This window comes from Lyngbya confervoides BDU141951 (genome assembly GCF_000817775.3).
In the GTDB taxonomy this organism is placed as follows: Bacteria; Cyanobacteriota; Cyanobacteriia; order Thermosynechococcales; family Thermosynechococcaceae; genus Lyngbya; species Lyngbya confervoides.
Genome location: NZ_JTHE03000044.1, coordinates 257,007 through 271,362, shown reverse-complemented (window position 1 = coordinate 271,362; position 14,356 = coordinate 257,007). Strand labels below are relative to the sequence as shown.

The following is a 14,356-nucleotide window of genomic DNA, read 5'->3' as shown; positions in this document are numbered from 1 at the left end:
TGAGTTTAGTTGTCTTAGCACTCTATAACAGTGGGTAGCTTTCCTGCTACCTCTTCTAAAATCTGTCCGGAGTGTTGTACCTTAGGATGTTATATCAACTTAAATATAGTACACGAGTGCAATAAATAGTGAGGATTCCTAATCCCTAAAATGGAAGATTGCAGTTTCTCACGCATTCTAATCATACAAGCCTCCTCACGGCAATTCCTACCCTCCAAAATTAATTGAGCAAATAAAAATCACGACTAGGCTAAAGCATTTCAGTGTTAAGACAGAAAAGTCTTACTTGTATCACATTCGTGACTTGATTCGATTTCCCCCCATGCGCCATCCCAGAGCAATCGTCATCCTAGAAATTCAAGATCATTTTTCATACTGAGCGGGCCATCAGGCTCCATCCACTCAGAACGTGCCCTTGAGTGCCCTCCTATCTCTCGATCAACAAATCTGACAAATCGAGGTGTCTTTCATTAAAAGGGGTGATGCTCCCACAACTCGGCTGAATGCTCTTCACAAAACGGCCTAGTCGCTTTCCGATTGATCTTGAAGACCGCTTCTAAAAACCCTGGATTGATCACAAAGGTCTGGTCTAGAGGCTCACGGTTCCATTCCTGCCCCTTTAGAGCCTAGGCCACCACTGGCGTAGGCTGGGCCGTTGCGGTTCGGGTTCCCACCTTCTGCAATCGCACCGGGGTTCTTTGCCCCAGGGTCACCCCCCGCCGTGCAGGTTGTACGGGATCTTGATTGATCAGTTCCAACTCAAGTTGCGACAGCAGCATACCTAACACAATTTTCATTTCATATTGCGCCAGAGCCGCCCCCACGCAGCGCCGCACACCTGCGCCAAAGGGCATAAACTCGTAGGGCGAAAACTGCCGATCCAGGAAGCGTTCGGGCCGAAACTGCTGCGGATGAGGATAAAGATCCTCTCGCTGATGCAGCAGATAAATGCTGCCCATCAGCAACATGCCGGGTTCAAGCTGATAGCCACAGAGATCCAAAGGCTGTTCCACCCGCCGGGGAAAGGTCAACATGGCCACAGGATGGATCCGTAGCGTTTCATTGCAAACCGCATTCAGATAGGGAAGCGGCAGAAACTGAGTAGGATCCAGCGGATCAGGGAGTTCCGCCAACTCTGCCAATAGCCGCCGCTGAACCTCCGGTAAGGCATGAATCCAGTAGAGTGCCCAGGTCAATGCCGTTGCCGTGGTTTCATGTCCGGCAACCAACAACGCCATCAGTTCATCCCGCAGGGCTTGGTCTGAAAGCCCCTGTCCCTCGGCATCCGTGGCCGCCATCAGCAAAGACAAAATATCGGTTCGATCGGAGTTGGCATGCTGGCGACGCTCCTGAATTTCCGCAAAGATGAGTTCGTCGGTGGCTTGGGCGAGTTTACGCAAGCGCCCCCCAGGACTCCAGGATCCCAAGTCTTTCTGCATCCAGGGAAAAAAGACAATGGCAGAGGCCAGCGGAGTGCTGGTCATGTCCAGCCGACGACTCAAAAGCTGTTCGAGCTGTTCGTAGCGATCGCCAGTGTACAGGCCAAACACCACCTGCAAAATGACCCGCATTGTAATTTTTTGCATAACGCTGCGAGTGTTCACCGGCTGGTGCAGAGGCCACTGCTGGATAACCTCCTGGGTAATGCCTTGAATGAGGGTAGCGTAGGTTTTCAGGCGATCGCCGTGGAACGGAGGCATCACCAACTGCCGACGATCTCGATGGTCACTGCCGCTCAGGAGCATAACGTTTTGCCGACCAATCACCGGCTCCAGGATTTCATTCACTTCACCCGGCGCCGAAAATTCTTTGCCCGTATCGTGGGTCAACAGATATTGAAGCGCCTTCGGGGACTGCACCATAAGCAGCGGCGCAGTCCCCCCCCAAAGCACCGGGGCCTGAAAAAGATCGCCGTAGCGCTGAAAGTTTTTCCGCATGTACCCCAGGGGATTGAGGATCCACTGGATCGCCTGCAATCCATTGGGTTCCGGGGGTGTGGGAATATTGACCATAGGATTGAGTTTAAATCGGGGAGTGACAACGCGTTGCCCAGAACCTCGGTGATCGAAAGACAGGGCCACAAGCCCTAGTCTAAAATACCCGAATCTAGAGGGGGAAAAAGGAGTCAGCAATTAGCGATTCCGGTGGGCTGGGAAGAGCCATGATTCCACACAACCTTCAACAGCGCACTGGTACTGCGCCACTGAATCGTTTGATTGAGGCACTCCAGTTCCAATCCCTGGCGAATTTGATCCACCTGACGCTGACTGAGGCATTGACGCAGGCGATCGCCATAGGAGGGTCGTGCCTCTGCGGGACTAAACCAGCGATCCAACACCAACGGACTCAACAGCCACTGTCGCGTTTCTGAAAGGAGTTGGAACTCCACGCTCAACCCCGCCGCCTCAAGAAGAGTCACCAGTTGAGAAGCCTCCCAGTTCAAGCGGGGGTCACCGGCTGGTTCATAAAACGAGTCCTCCGCAACCTGCCAGGCCCGATAAAGCTTCGGGCTGAGATGCTGCGGCGATAACAGATCATAAATCCGCTGGCTTTGCCGGGGAATCAGCTCCACCAGGATCGCTTCTCCCGTCGAACCTAAGAAGACTGAGAGCACCTGAGCAACGGCAGCGGGAGTGCCGGTGAGATCTCGAAGGTGGCTGAGCAAATTGCGGCCAAAGATGCGGTCAAATTGAATTCCCGGCGCCAGGGCCAAGAGCCGAGGGCATAGCTGATCCAGGGCAGAGGCGATCAAAATCGGTCGCTGGATCTCGGGCAAAGCTTCAGCCTGCTGTTGAATTCCCTGCAGCGCCTGATCCGTGGTGACCCGACCGTAGACCCCGCCTTCAGGCGTCTGCCGCAAACATTCCCACAGCATCAGGCCACTATTGGCCAGCAAATCCAGAACCACATGATGACGCTGGAGATGGGTCATGGCCAACAGGCGATCGCGCAGAGCCGCCAGCTGAGATCCAGACTGACTGATGGTTCGCTCTAGCCAGCGCTCTTGACTTCTAGACTCTGGGCCAACGCTGATCATCTCCGATGGCCCCAGATCGTTCCCCTCAATCATGGCCGCAATCTGGGCCTCGCGGTGGCTCAAGATCTGATCGCGGATCTGGGCCTCATGACCTTGATGCGACGGTTGATAAAAGACTCGCCCCTGCAGCGCAGCCGGAAGATATTGCTGGGCCACCCAATGATCTCGGTAGGCATGGGGATATCGGTACCCCGCTCCATGCCCCCATCCCTGCCGATCGCGATTGCCATCTTTCAAGGGACTGGGAACCTCCGCCTCACGCTCGTTCTCAATGGCAGCCAGAGCATCGAAATAGCCTAAAACACTGTTGGACTTGGGAGCCGTCGCCAGATAAAGGGCCGCTTGAGCAAGGGGATATTGCCCCTCCGGGAGCCCCACGCGATCAAAGGCCTGGGCACAGGCCACCACAACCCCCACCGCCTGAGGGTCCGCCAATCCAATATCTTCACTGGCTGCAATGATCATGCGGCGAAAGATAAACTTTGGGTCTTCCCCCCCGTAGATCATCCGGGCCAGCCAGTAGCAGGCCGCATCCGGGTCCGAACCGCGCAAGCTTTTGATAAAGGCGCTGATGGTGTCAAAGTGAGCATCCCCTTCCTTGTCATAGAGGATGGCCCGCCGCTGAATGGAGGCTTCCGCAATGGACAGATCAATCTCGATCACCCCAGCCTCGTTCGCTGGCGTGGTTTCAACGGCTAGCTCCAGGGCGTTGAGCAATGTGCGCGCATCGCCATTGGCAATATTAACGAGGTGATCCGTCGCCGCTTCGCTGAGGTGAACCGATTTGTGGCCATAGCCGCGACTGGTCTCCGTTAAGGCGTGGTGCAGAATTTGTTTCAAGTCCGAGGCCTGCAAGGGCTTGAGCTGGAAGAGCCGAGATCGACTCACCAAAGCCTGATTCACCTCAAAGTAGGGATTCTCCGTCGTGGCCCCAATCAGAATAATGGTGCCATTTTCTACCCAGGGCAGCAGAGCATCCTGCTGGGATTTACTAAATCGATGCACCTCATCCACAAATAAAATTGTTTTTTGACCGTAGTGTCCCCGCCGAGTTTGGGCCGTGTCCACCGCTGCCCGAATGTCCTTGACCCCAGCCAGCACCGCATTGATGGCAATGAAGTAGGCCTGGGTGGTATTGGCAATAATCTGGGCCAGGGTGGTTTTTCCGGTGCCAGGAGGACCATAGAAGATGAGAGAAGAAAGCTGATCGGCCTGAATTGCCCGTCTGAGCAGCCGTCCTGGCCCCACAATACTCGATTGCCCCACAAACTCCTCTAGCGATCGCGGTCGCATCCGGGCAGCAAGGGGGGCTTCTGCTTCGCTCAGGTGCTGCTGGTGATGCTGGAATAAATCCATGGGTCGTTACGCTTCGTTAGAATCACGCGTGGCTTCTGTAAAAAGCGCCTATGATTTTGGAGGTTGTTCGCAAAAGGGATGGCACAGTGAGTCTGGGAAAGTGGGTAGGACTGATTGTTCTGTGCATTGCACTATTCATTCTCTGGGAAATTCGTCAGGTGGTGCTGCTGGGGTTTACGGCCGTGGTTCTGGCCTCCGCATTAAACAGCGTAGTGCGCCAGCTAACGAAGGTTCGCATCAAGCGGCATCTGGCGATCGCCATTGCGGTGCTGGGGCTATTCGCCTTCGCCACAGTTGTCTCCTGGTTGATTATTCCTCCCTTCGTGGCCCAATCTCAGCAGCTGCTGGAACTGGTGCCCCAAAGTGTGCAGCGAATTGATGAATCCGTCAAGTGGCTGGAAAAACAGCAGTTTCAGGGCACTTCAATCATCAACTCCCAAATGGTTGACAATATCACCCGGCAGCTACCCAATTTGGCGGGCAAACTGTTTGAAAATTTCTTCTCCCTCTTTTCCAATTCGCTACTGGTGGTTCTCAACATCTTGCTGGTCCTGGTGCTGACCATCATGTTTTTAATCGAACCCCAAAAATACCGCCAAATTTTTATTAAGCTCTTTCCCTCCTTTTATCGCCGCCGGGCAGATGCCATCTTGCAACAATGTGAAACCGCCCTGGACAACTGGATGGGGGGCATCTTGTTTAACATGATGGTGATCGGGGTTTGCAGCGGCCTGGGACTTTGGGTGCTGAGGGTAAAGCTGGTGCTGGCGAATGCCATAATTGCCGGCCTGCTGGAAGCAATTCCCAATATTGGCCCTACCCTCAGCGTCATTCCCCCCATGGCCATCGCTCTGCTTGATTCCCCCTGGAAGGCCCTGGGCGTTCTGCTGTTTTACATCCTCATCCAGCAGCTTGAGCAATATTTACTAGTTCCCCTGGTGATGGCCAAGCAGGTGTCCCTTCTCCCCGCCGTCACCCTCCTCTCCCAAATTATTTTTGCCTATTTCTTTGGTTTTTTGGGATTGCTGCTGGCCTTACCCCTGATCATTGTGGGGCAAATCTGGGCCAAGGAAGTCTTGGTCAAAGACGTGCTCGATCACTGGACCACCCAACAGGGTGGATTCACCTTGAGAAAAAATGAATCTTAATCAACTGCTCTTTTGGCGTATAATTCGCTAAAATTGAATATAAATCACAGAAAAAACCGATAAAATCAGCCATGAGTTTAAATGTTGTTAATCTTGTTGGTCGAGTGGGTGGAGACCCCCAGGTCCGCTACTTTGAGTCCGGTAGCGTCGTCTGTAACTTGACTCTGGCGGTCGACCGGCGCAGCCGTAATTCAGACCAGCCAGACTGGTTTAATCTGGAAATTTGGGGCAAAACAGCGGAGGTGGCCGCAAGCTACGTGCGCAAAGGCAGCTTGATTGGCATCTCAGGAGCCTTCAAGCTGGATCACTGGCAAGATAAGGCCACAAATACCCAGCGATCCAAGCCTGTGATTCGAGTCGATCGCATGGATTTGCTGGGATCTAAGCGCGATAGCGATCCCAATGCCGTGGGGCGCTACGAAGAAGAGTTTTAACCCGACCCATCCCCATTCTTTTACCTGCACCCATCCCTTATGCGACTGGCCCATCAACTCTGGATTAGCCTGTTTACCGGTGCCATCACCTTCGGCCTGCAGCCTGATCCAGGACAGGCAAATCCGGCTACCGGAGGGCCGAATACCCACCCGGATCCGAGGGTTCAGGTGAGCCCGCCTCCCACCGGCGCGGCGGTTCCTTCCCCCCCCTCGGATCTGCGCACCACAGCACCGTCTCCAACACCTGCGGCTACGCCAGCCCCTGCAACCACACCCGCATCTGCGGCTACGCCAAAGCCTGCGGCTACACCCGCACCTGCCGCCGCCTCAACACCTGCCGCCGCCCCCAAGCAGTCCAAGCCCGTCAACTGGTATCATCAGGCCTGGCAGCAGTTTAATGCCCAGCAATATTCCCAGGCGCTGCTCAGCTACAACCAAGCGATCGCGATCGATCCCAAAAATGGGGACGCCTTTCATGGACGGGGACTGACCCAGTTTCGCCTGCAGAACTATTCAGCCGCCATTACAGATTTTGACCGGGCCATTGCCCTCAATCCAAAATTGGTGATGGCCTACAAGAGCCGCGGGAACGCCAAGACCCAACTGAAGGACTACGCCGGGGCTCTAACGGATCTTGACCGCGCCCTGGCCCTGGAGGAGAAGGATGCCCATAGCTTTAATAATCGAGGCTACGTGAAGGCCGCCCTGGGCAACCCGAAGGGGGCCATTGAAGACTACAGTCAGGCCCTGGCCCTCGCCCCAGACTACGACCTTGCCTACAGCAACCGGGCCATTGCCAGGGTCAGCCTTCAGCAATATTCCGAGGCGCTGGCGGATTACAACCGCGCCCTGGCCCTGAGTCCGAAAAACCCGTCCTTCTACAATGGCCGCAGCTTTACCCTCTTTTCCTTAGGCCAGTATCCCCAGGCGCTCACGGATATTAATCGCGCCATTGAACTGAGCAAAACCCCAGTGGCTTCCTACCACTGGGGACGAGCCGTACTCAAGCAGCAGATGGGAGACCTCTCGGGCGCGATCGCAGAGTATGAGCGGGTGACCCAAATTGCCAACCAGACTGGCGACCGTAAAATGGTTCAGGCAGCGTCCAATCAAATTCAGATCCTGCGAAAGTTTGGGCGGCGCTAAAGCCCCTTGATCGAGACCTGAATGGTTTGGGCCGAGTCAGAATTTTGCAAATTTCCCAACTCCACCTGGATCACCTCACCCGTGAGCTGCGCCACGGCTTGAAGCAGGGATCGCAAATTGGGGGTGCTCGAACCGCTATCCACGTACAGGCGATCGCTCACCCGAGCGACCCGTTTCCAGGTGGTATACAGCTTTGCCAGGGTTTGTTCCAGCTGCGCAGCCTGATTGACTAAATCGGCCGCAGAATTTAAACAGCCCAGGCGCAAGGCCTCTTCCAAGGCCTGTTCCAGATCCACCCCTTGGGCCTCAATGGCTTGAACATGGGTGGCATTGGAGAGGTATTTTGCCAGCTGCTTGGCCTCTGAGGTCACCTGCTTGAGGGTATCGAGATCGGGATTTTCCACCAGTTCTTCCTTGAGGGCCTCCTGGTGTACCGGCGGCAGCTTCTCCATCTCGCGGACCAGGGGAGCTAAATATCCCGTGGGAATAGAACTATCCGCCGCCTTGGACTTGATTTCGGCGGGAATCAGATCTGAACTCATGGCCGTCCATTCATCCGCCACCTGCCGCACCTCCCGGCGGGTAATGCGATCGCCCCGATTGGCAGACTCGCTGACCAGCTGCTGCACCTCCGGTGGCGATTGGGCCGTTTCCACAAAGGCGCGTTTACTAAAGCGATCGACGGCATCAGCCTCAAGCTGACCCGACTGCAGCAGGGTATCTGCGCTGTTGGCCAGCTCAATCCAGCGATAGGCCTGGGACTTGCTGATTTCGCGGTCATTGAGCCAGTACAAAAATCCCGTCCCCCGACCCTCGCCCGTTTTTTTCTCGCGATCGCGAACCGCTCGCAGAATCCGTCCGCGCCAGATATCGGTTTGTAAATCAAAGCGATCGCAGATCAGCCAGGCAGAATCGACCTGCTGGCGAAAATCTGGCTCCGAGATCGTTTCATCCTCAGGATCGGGCAGTTGGAAATCTAGATCCCAGACGCTCTCACGCCCCAACTGAGCCACCTCAACCTTGACCGGAACCGCCTGTACCATGGAACCTCTTGAACCGTTTGCCGACCTATTATGCCACAGGGCCGAACGCGGCATTAGACCCGACGGTTCTGAAATTGAGCTACACTAAATTCCGCTGCGTGAACCCCAATGTATGACCCATTTGCTGATCCCCGCTGCTGGCATTGGCAAGCGGATGGGGAGCGATCAAAATAAGCTGCGGCTGGACCTGCTGGGCAAACCCCTGCTGGCCTGGACCCTAATGGCCGCCGAGGCCGCCGAGGGCATTGGCTGGATTGGCCTCATTGGTCAGCCCCTCGATTTTCCCACCTGGATGCAGATTTTAAGGGATCTAGCCCTCAGGACGCCCGTAGAACTCATTGCAGGGGGCCGAACTCGCCAAGAATCAGTCTATAACGGCTTGCAAGCGCTTCCAGCCGAGGCTGAGGGAGTCTTAATCCACGATGGCGCTCGCTGTCTGGCCACGCCCACCTTACTCAACCGCTGCACAGCGGCACTTCACACCTATGAGGGATTTGTGGCGGCCATTCCAGTCAAGGACACCATCAAGGTGGTGGATGACCAAGGTCGAATTCAAAAAACTCCCAATCGCAGCTCTCTCTGGGCCGCCCAAACACCCCAGGGATTTAATGCAGATCAGCTCAGGGACTGTCATGAACAGGGGCGATCCCAGGGATGGCAGGTCACCGACGATGCGGCCCTCTACGAACGGCTGCACCTGCCGGTTCACATTGTGGAAGGAGAAGAAACCAACATCAAGATCACCACGCCAGCAGACCTGAAGCTAGCAGAACTGATCTTGCAGGAACGTCAGACCCCGCGCACCCCCAACTGAGGTCCCCTGGCCATTCAATTTCACGCAAAATTAAAGCTACGCAAAAAAAAGGCGCTGAACTGACGGATTCAAGCGCCCAACCTCATAGTTAAAGGAAATAGAAATTTTTTTGCCGCGGTACATGAAGCCGGACAAACTGCCGAGCTTACCCTTTGCGTGAGTAATACTCCACCACTAGCAGTTCGTTAATTTGGAGGGCGACCCATTCCCGTTCTACGGTACTGTTCACCTTGCCCGTAAGCTTATTCTTATCAAAGTCCAGGTGAGAAGGGACGTTCGCCAGCCCTGGGAACTTCATGTTTTCTTCCACAAGCTGCCGAGATCGATCGCGATCGCGCACGCCCACCTCATCTCCAGGACGGCATTGGTAGCTCGCAATGGACACAACGCGGCCATTGACCGTCACGTGACCATGGTTGACCAGCTGGCGGGCCGCCGGAATCGTGGGGGCCATTCCCAACCGAAAAATCGTGTTGTCCAGACGCATCTCCAAAAGCTGCAGCAGCATCTGCCCCGTCGAACCGCCTGCCCGACGGGCTTTCTTGACGTAGCGCACCAGCTGACGCTCGGACACACCATAATTAAAGCGAAGCTTTTGCTTCTCTTCGAGCTGAATCGCATATTCAGAACGCTTTTTCCGGGCCTGACCATGCTGACCTGGGGGATAAGCCCGACGCGCCGACTTGCGGGTCAGTCCCGGCAAGTCACCTAGGCGACGCACAACTCGGAGGCGAGGGCCTCGATATCGCGACATATTCTTTCCTCTCTGATGAGATAAAATTAGCCAGAATTTTTATCATACCCTGGCCAGGGGACAACATTCAACTACTACCGCTCCAAGCGCTCCAAGATTGGTCCCCTAGCGTTGGATGGAGGGTTGCAGATGGGTAAGATCCCGGTAGCGATCGGCAATGTCAATGAGCCGTTCGCTGGTCATAATCCGCAAACTCACCACCTCAATTTGAACCCCACGGTAGCTGAGATTATTGAGGGCATAGGCCAGCTCACCATCGCCACTCAGTAGAATCAGCGTATCGCAATATTCCGCTAGGCGCAGCATATCCACGGCCATTTCCACCAGCAGATTAGCCTTGCGAGATCCATCGGGAAATTGCACCAAATCCTTAGCCACAACGCGATAGCCATGGCGGCGCATCCAGAGCAAAAATCCCTGTTGTTTCTCATTGCTGGGATCGACCCCGGTGTAGTAATAGGCCCGCAGGAGGCGGCGACCATTGGTGAGACTTTGCAACAGCCGCACGTAGTCCACTTCAATGCGCAGGTGAGCCGCGGCGTAGAAGAGGTTGGCCCCATCAATAAAAATTGCCACGCGATCGGCCTCTTGCAGGGCGTGGGCAGAGAAAACAGGGTTTTCGTCAAAGCCTGAGATGGCCGAGTCTAGGGCGGAAGCATCGGGGGGAGACTCATCGATCAGATTAGGAGAGGGTCTAGATTGGGTCATCGGCAGGGGGTGCCTGGATCGAGCATGGGAAGGCGATAGGGACTGAGTAGCCAGACCGATTGGTCAGGTGAAGTGATAGAGATAGCGTGCAGATAGCGTGCAGACAGAAACCAGAAGATAGATACAATAGGAACCAGCACAACTGGAGCCAACGGCACAAAAGCCCCCGATTAAGAGGCTTAAAGTTGACCGTATTATCGAGGTCAACTCCTGCGCTGCTGCAAACTTCATAGAAAATCTTAAGGGATGGCCGATAGCTTTAACAGGTTTCAGCGCACTCCTCAATGAATCTTGAAAACTTTCTCCCTACCGCTGCATGTCTTCTCCAGCTCACCCTGTTTCCCAATCCGCATCCGCTGCGCGGCAGCCATCTCACCCCCTAGATCGCCCGCTGGCTCCCCTACTGGGAGCCTCCAAGGCGCAGCTCATGACCTGGGCAGAGGAACATCACCAACCGGCCTACCGCGGCCAACAGATTTATCAGTGGATTTATCAAAGGTCGGCGCGATCCCTCACTGAGATCACGGTTCTGCCCAAGCAGTGGCGATCGGAACTGGCGGCGGTGCCGGTGGGGCGATCGCAGCTGCACCACCGCGCTGCGGCCCAGGATGGCACCGTCAAATATTTGCTCAGGCTCGGGGACGGGCAAATCATAGAAACCGTGGGAATACCGTCGGGAAAGCGCCTGACAGTTTGCGTTTCGTCCCAGGTGGGCTGTGCCATGGCCTGCGATTTTTGCGCCACCGGCAAGGGTGGCTTTTTGCGCCATCTGGCGACCCACGAGATCATCGATCAAGTGTTGACGGTGCAGGAGGATTTCCAACAGCGGGTGAGCAACCTGGTGTTCATGGGCATGGGAGAACCGCTGCTCAATTTGCAGAATGTGCTGGCGGCGGTGCGATCGCTCAATGAGGATGTGGGAATTGGCCAGCGATCCATCACAATTTCCACCGTTGGCATCCCCCAGCAAATCCTGAAGCTGGCCCAGGCGCATCTCCAGATTACGCTGGCGGTCAGCCTCCATGCCTCTAATCAGCAGGTCCGCACTCAACTCGTCCCCAGTGCAGCCCACTATCCCCTGGAATCGCTTCTCCAGGACTGCCGAACCTATGTGAGGGAAACAGGGCGGCGCGTAACGTTTGAATATATTGTTTTGGCGGGGGTTAATGATCGCCCGGAGCATGCTGTGGAGCTGGCCCAACATTTACGGGGCTTCCAAAGCCACGTCAATTTAATTCCCTACAACCCCATCAGCGAGGTGGACTATCAGCGCCCCAGCCCCCAGGCATTGCAACAATTCTTAAAGGCGCTTCAGGGCCACCATATTGCAGCCAGCATCCGGCGATCGCGCGGCCTAGACCGGGATGCAGCCTGCGGACAGCTGCGGGCCTCCCGCAGTGCCGAGGCGAATTCACTTAAAATTTCGTGATGCTTGAATGGGGCCAATTGGGTAACTGGCACCTGTTTGGTCGGTCACCCAGAAATCTGGTATATAGTTTTGCCAGTGAGGAGTGATTCAGATAAAAAGGTTCTTGAGGTCGAAACACGGAAAGACGCTTAAGAACCTTTTTTCTTGGCTAATTTTTCTAGGAGTCGCTGGAATTCCAGGGGAGGCGGGGCCTCCACGGTGATTAACGCCTCGGTCAGCGGATGACGCAAGCTGAGTTTCCAGGCATGGAGGGCTTGCCCCGTAAGGTTCATTTTTAGCGATCGCCCCCGACTATAGAGGGGATCGCCCAGAATCGGATGGCCCATGGCCGCACAGTGGACCCGAATTTGGTGGGTGCGGCCCGTTTCCAGACGAAAGTGGATCAGGGCATAGTTGCCAAGGCGCTCCTGGACTTGCCAATGGGTCAGCGCCGGGCGTCCGCCCTGTTCCACAGGAACCACGGCCTGTTTTTCGCGGTGAACCGGATGGCGGCCCAGGGGATGATCCAGAGTGCCAGAATCCGCTGAAGGATTTCCGTAGACTAAGCCCAGATATTCTCGGCGGGCAGTTTTGGCAGCAATTTGAGCCTGGAGATGCTGATGAGCGCGATCGCTTTTGGCAACGACAATGGCCCCGGAGGTATCCTTATCGAGACGATGGACAATTCCAGGGCGCTGGGTGCCACCGATGCCCGAGAGGGTAGTCCGAATTCCCTGAGGAGTTTGGATTTGGCAATGAGCCAGCAGCGCATGCACCAGGGTGCCGCGGCTGTGGCCTGGGGCTGGATGCACCACCATACCCGCGGGCTTATTTAAAAGAATTAGCTGATCATCTTCGTAGAGCACATCTAGCGGGATAGCCTCCGGATCCAGAGGCAAGGGTTCTGGGTCGGGGACTCTCACCGTCACGCGATCGCCTGGGGCCAGGTGAATTTTTTTAGATTGGCAGACCTGCTGATTAATTTGCACCTGCCCCTGTTCGATCAGGCGCTGTACCTGGGACCGAGAGAGGTCACCAAGCTGGTCAGTAATCCAACGATCCAGGCGATCGCTGGGGGATTGGGTGGGGTCTACGGTGAGATCGTGGATATCCATGGAAACCAGTCATTGCAGGGGGTGGGCCGCTTTTATAAGGATTCTGGCTCAGAGGATTCTGGCTCAGGGGATTCTGGCTGACTAGAGCTGCCATTGAACAAATCCGATCACTCGCCCCATGAGTCGATGGCGAATCCAAGAGCGATTCTGCCAGTTCTGCAGGGTGACTCGTTGACTGCAGGCAAAGGCCTGTTGAAACACCTGCTCAATCTGCTTCACCAGCTCAGGGGCGTTGGCGGTGAGATCCAGCTCATCGTTATGGAAAAAACTGCGGGAGTCAAAATTGGCGCTGCCGGTGTTGACCCATTGCCGATCCATGAGAATCATTTTGGCATGAATCATGCTGGGCTGATATTCGTAAATTGCGATGTCTGCGGCTAATAATTCTCCATAGAGTTCAAAGGCAGCATAGTAGACATAGGGTTTATCAATCTGTTGGGCGCAGGCGGTCAACAGGCGCACATCCACCCCAGCCTGTTTGGCTTCCACCAGGAGCGATCGCAAATTGTCATCGGGAAGCAGGTAGGGGCTAGCAATCCACAACCGCTCTTGAGCTACCCCAATGAGATTCTCCTTCAGAGATTTAATCGGCGAATAGCGATAGGTGGGGTTGTTGCCTGGGGTAATCATAAAGGGGGCTTGCGGGGCCTGAGTTTCCCCGGCAAAGCGGCTGAGGGCCAGATTCACCTCTCCTCCTCCGTAGGTCCAATGCTGAAGAAACTGCCCCTCTAGAAAAGGAATCAGATCGCCTTCCACCTGCAGTTCGATATCTAGCCAGGGGGCCGCGTTTTCATCCCCATCCCAATCATCAGAAATCCCGGCGCCGCCCAGAAGGGCAATTTTGCTGTCCACCACCAACAGCTTACGGTGGGTCCGGCCTGCAAAATTAGCCGGGGCACGCCAGTTAAACGAGTTAAAAAACACCACTTGCACCCCCGCGCGTCGCAGCCGTTGCCAATAACGGCGGGGGAGGGAGGAAGTGCCATAGCTATCTAGGAGGAGCAGCACTTCAACGCCCTCGGCAGCTTTTTGGGTCACCGCGGCTGCAAAATCCCTGGCTCGACGCCCAGGGGTCATATAAAACGTTTCAAAATAGATCCGCTGCTGAGCTTGAAAGATCGCCTCCAGGCGGGCTTGTTGAATTTGATCCGGGCAGGACCAAAAGTGCGTCATCGTTCCCTGGGACAGAAAAGAGGTGGACAAACTGCTGAGGGCAACGGCCAGCGTCGGATCTGAGGGAGAGGGCGCATGTTTGACCCGATATTGCACTGAGGATTGAAACGCCCCGCGAATATAGAGACTCAACAGAATCAGGAGCGTCAATCCCAGAAGGGCTACCAAAAGGCCCTGTAAAATAAGGAGGATCATATCTATGCTGAGTCAGCGTCGCTCA

General features: G+C 55.3%; 13 protein-coding genes. 6 read left to right on the top strand and 7 right to left on the bottom strand.

The window, feature by feature from the left end; all coding sequences use genetic code 11:
* Positions 1-223: 223 nt before the first annotated feature.
* Complete coding sequence (locus tag QQ91_RS21830) at positions 224-379, top strand: phage integrase N-terminal SAM-like domain-containing protein (RefSeq protein WP_375340943.1); 156 nt, start codon at positions 224-226, stop codon at positions 377-379.
* A 247-nt stretch (positions 380-626) separates the two neighbouring features.
* Here the strand turns inward: QQ91_RS21830 and QQ91_RS08325 are convergent, their stop codons facing one another.
* Positions 627-2,012, bottom strand: a complete 1,386-nt coding sequence (locus QQ91_RS08325; protein ID WP_166274846.1) for a cytochrome P450 — start codon at positions 2,010-2,012, stop codon at positions 627-629.
* A 113-nt stretch (positions 2,013-2,125) separates the two neighbouring features.
* A complete protein-coding gene (locus tag QQ91_RS08320) occupies positions 2,126-4,393 on the bottom strand; it encodes an AAA family ATPase (protein ID WP_166274844.1) in 2,268 nt (755 codons plus the stop codon).
* A gap of 50 nt (positions 4,394-4,443) precedes the next feature.
* Between QQ91_RS08320 and QQ91_RS08315 the strand changes: the two genes are divergently transcribed.
* The 3 genes from QQ91_RS08315 (at position 4,444) to QQ91_RS08305 (ending at position 7,121) form a co-directional block, all read left to right on the top strand.
* Complete coding sequence (locus tag QQ91_RS08315; RefSeq protein WP_201277057.1) at positions 4,444-5,541, top strand: AI-2E family transporter; 1,098 nt, start codon at positions 4,444-4,446, stop codon at positions 5,539-5,541.
* Positions 5,542-5,612: 71 nt separating this feature from the next.
* Entirely contained in the window at positions 5,613-5,975 is a 363-nt protein-coding gene (locus tag QQ91_RS08310; protein ID WP_166274842.1) for a single-stranded DNA-binding protein, read from the top strand.
* 39 nt (positions 5,976-6,014) lie between these two features.
* Positions 6,015-7,121 carry a tetratricopeptide repeat protein gene (locus QQ91_RS08305; protein ID WP_166274840.1) on the top strand — a complete coding sequence of 369 codons (1,107 nt, stop codon included), beginning with the start codon at positions 6,015-6,017 and terminating at the stop codon, positions 7,119-7,121.
* On the opposite strand, the gene QQ91_RS08300 is transcribed toward QQ91_RS08305, so the two are convergent.
* Positions 7,118-8,164 carry a hypothetical protein gene (locus QQ91_RS08300; RefSeq protein ID WP_166274838.1) on the bottom strand — a complete coding sequence of 349 codons (1,047 nt, stop codon included), beginning with the start codon at positions 8,162-8,164 and terminating at the stop codon, positions 7,118-7,120. The genes QQ91_RS08305 and QQ91_RS08300 overlap by 4 nt on opposite strands.
* A gap of 112 nt (positions 8,165-8,276) precedes the next feature.
* On the opposite strand from QQ91_RS08300, the gene ispD reads away from it, so the two are divergent.
* Complete coding sequence (gene ispD / locus QQ91_RS08295) at positions 8,277-8,978, top strand: 2-C-methyl-D-erythritol 4-phosphate cytidylyltransferase (RefSeq protein ID WP_166274836.1); 702 nt, start codon at positions 8,277-8,279, stop codon at positions 8,976-8,978.
* Positions 8,979-9,123: 145 nt separating this feature from the next.
* Here ispD and rpsD read toward each other — a convergent pair whose 3' ends face one another.
* Positions 9,124-9,732 carry a 30S ribosomal protein S4 gene (rpsD, locus tag QQ91_RS08290; RefSeq protein ID WP_166274834.1) on the bottom strand — a complete coding sequence of 203 codons (609 nt, stop codon included), beginning with the start codon at positions 9,730-9,732 and terminating at the stop codon, positions 9,124-9,126.
* 105 nt (positions 9,733-9,837) lie between these two features.
* Positions 9,838-10,440 (bottom strand): LabA-like NYN domain-containing protein, encoded by a 603-nt coding sequence (locus QQ91_RS08285; protein WP_166274832.1) that lies wholly within the window; start codon positions 10,438-10,440, stop codon positions 9,838-9,840.
* Between the two features lie 316 nt (positions 10,441-10,756).
* Here QQ91_RS08285 and rlmN point away from each other — a divergent pair, with 316 nt between their 5' ends.
* Positions 10,757-11,869: a dual-specificity RNA methyltransferase RlmN gene (rlmN, locus tag QQ91_RS08280; RefSeq protein ID WP_166274830.1), complete on the top strand. Its 1,113-nt coding sequence runs from the start codon at positions 10,757-10,759 to the stop codon at positions 11,867-11,869.
* A gap of 128 nt (positions 11,870-11,997) precedes the next feature.
* Here rlmN and QQ91_RS08275 read toward each other — a convergent pair whose 3' ends face one another.
* Both QQ91_RS08275 and QQ91_RS08270 read right to left on the bottom strand, forming a co-directional pair.
* On the bottom strand, positions 11,998-12,963 hold the full coding sequence (locus QQ91_RS08275; RefSeq protein WP_166274828.1) for an RluA family pseudouridine synthase: 966 nt from the start codon (positions 12,961-12,963) through the stop codon (positions 11,998-12,000).
* Positions 12,964-13,044: 81 nt separating this feature from the next.
* The gene (locus QQ91_RS08270) at positions 13,045-14,331 is read right to left on the bottom strand and encodes a phospholipase D-like domain-containing protein (RefSeq protein ID WP_166274826.1); all 1,287 of its coding nucleotides are present in this window, start codon (positions 14,329-14,331) and stop codon (positions 13,045-13,047) included.
* Positions 14,332-14,356: the final 25 nt, after the last annotated feature.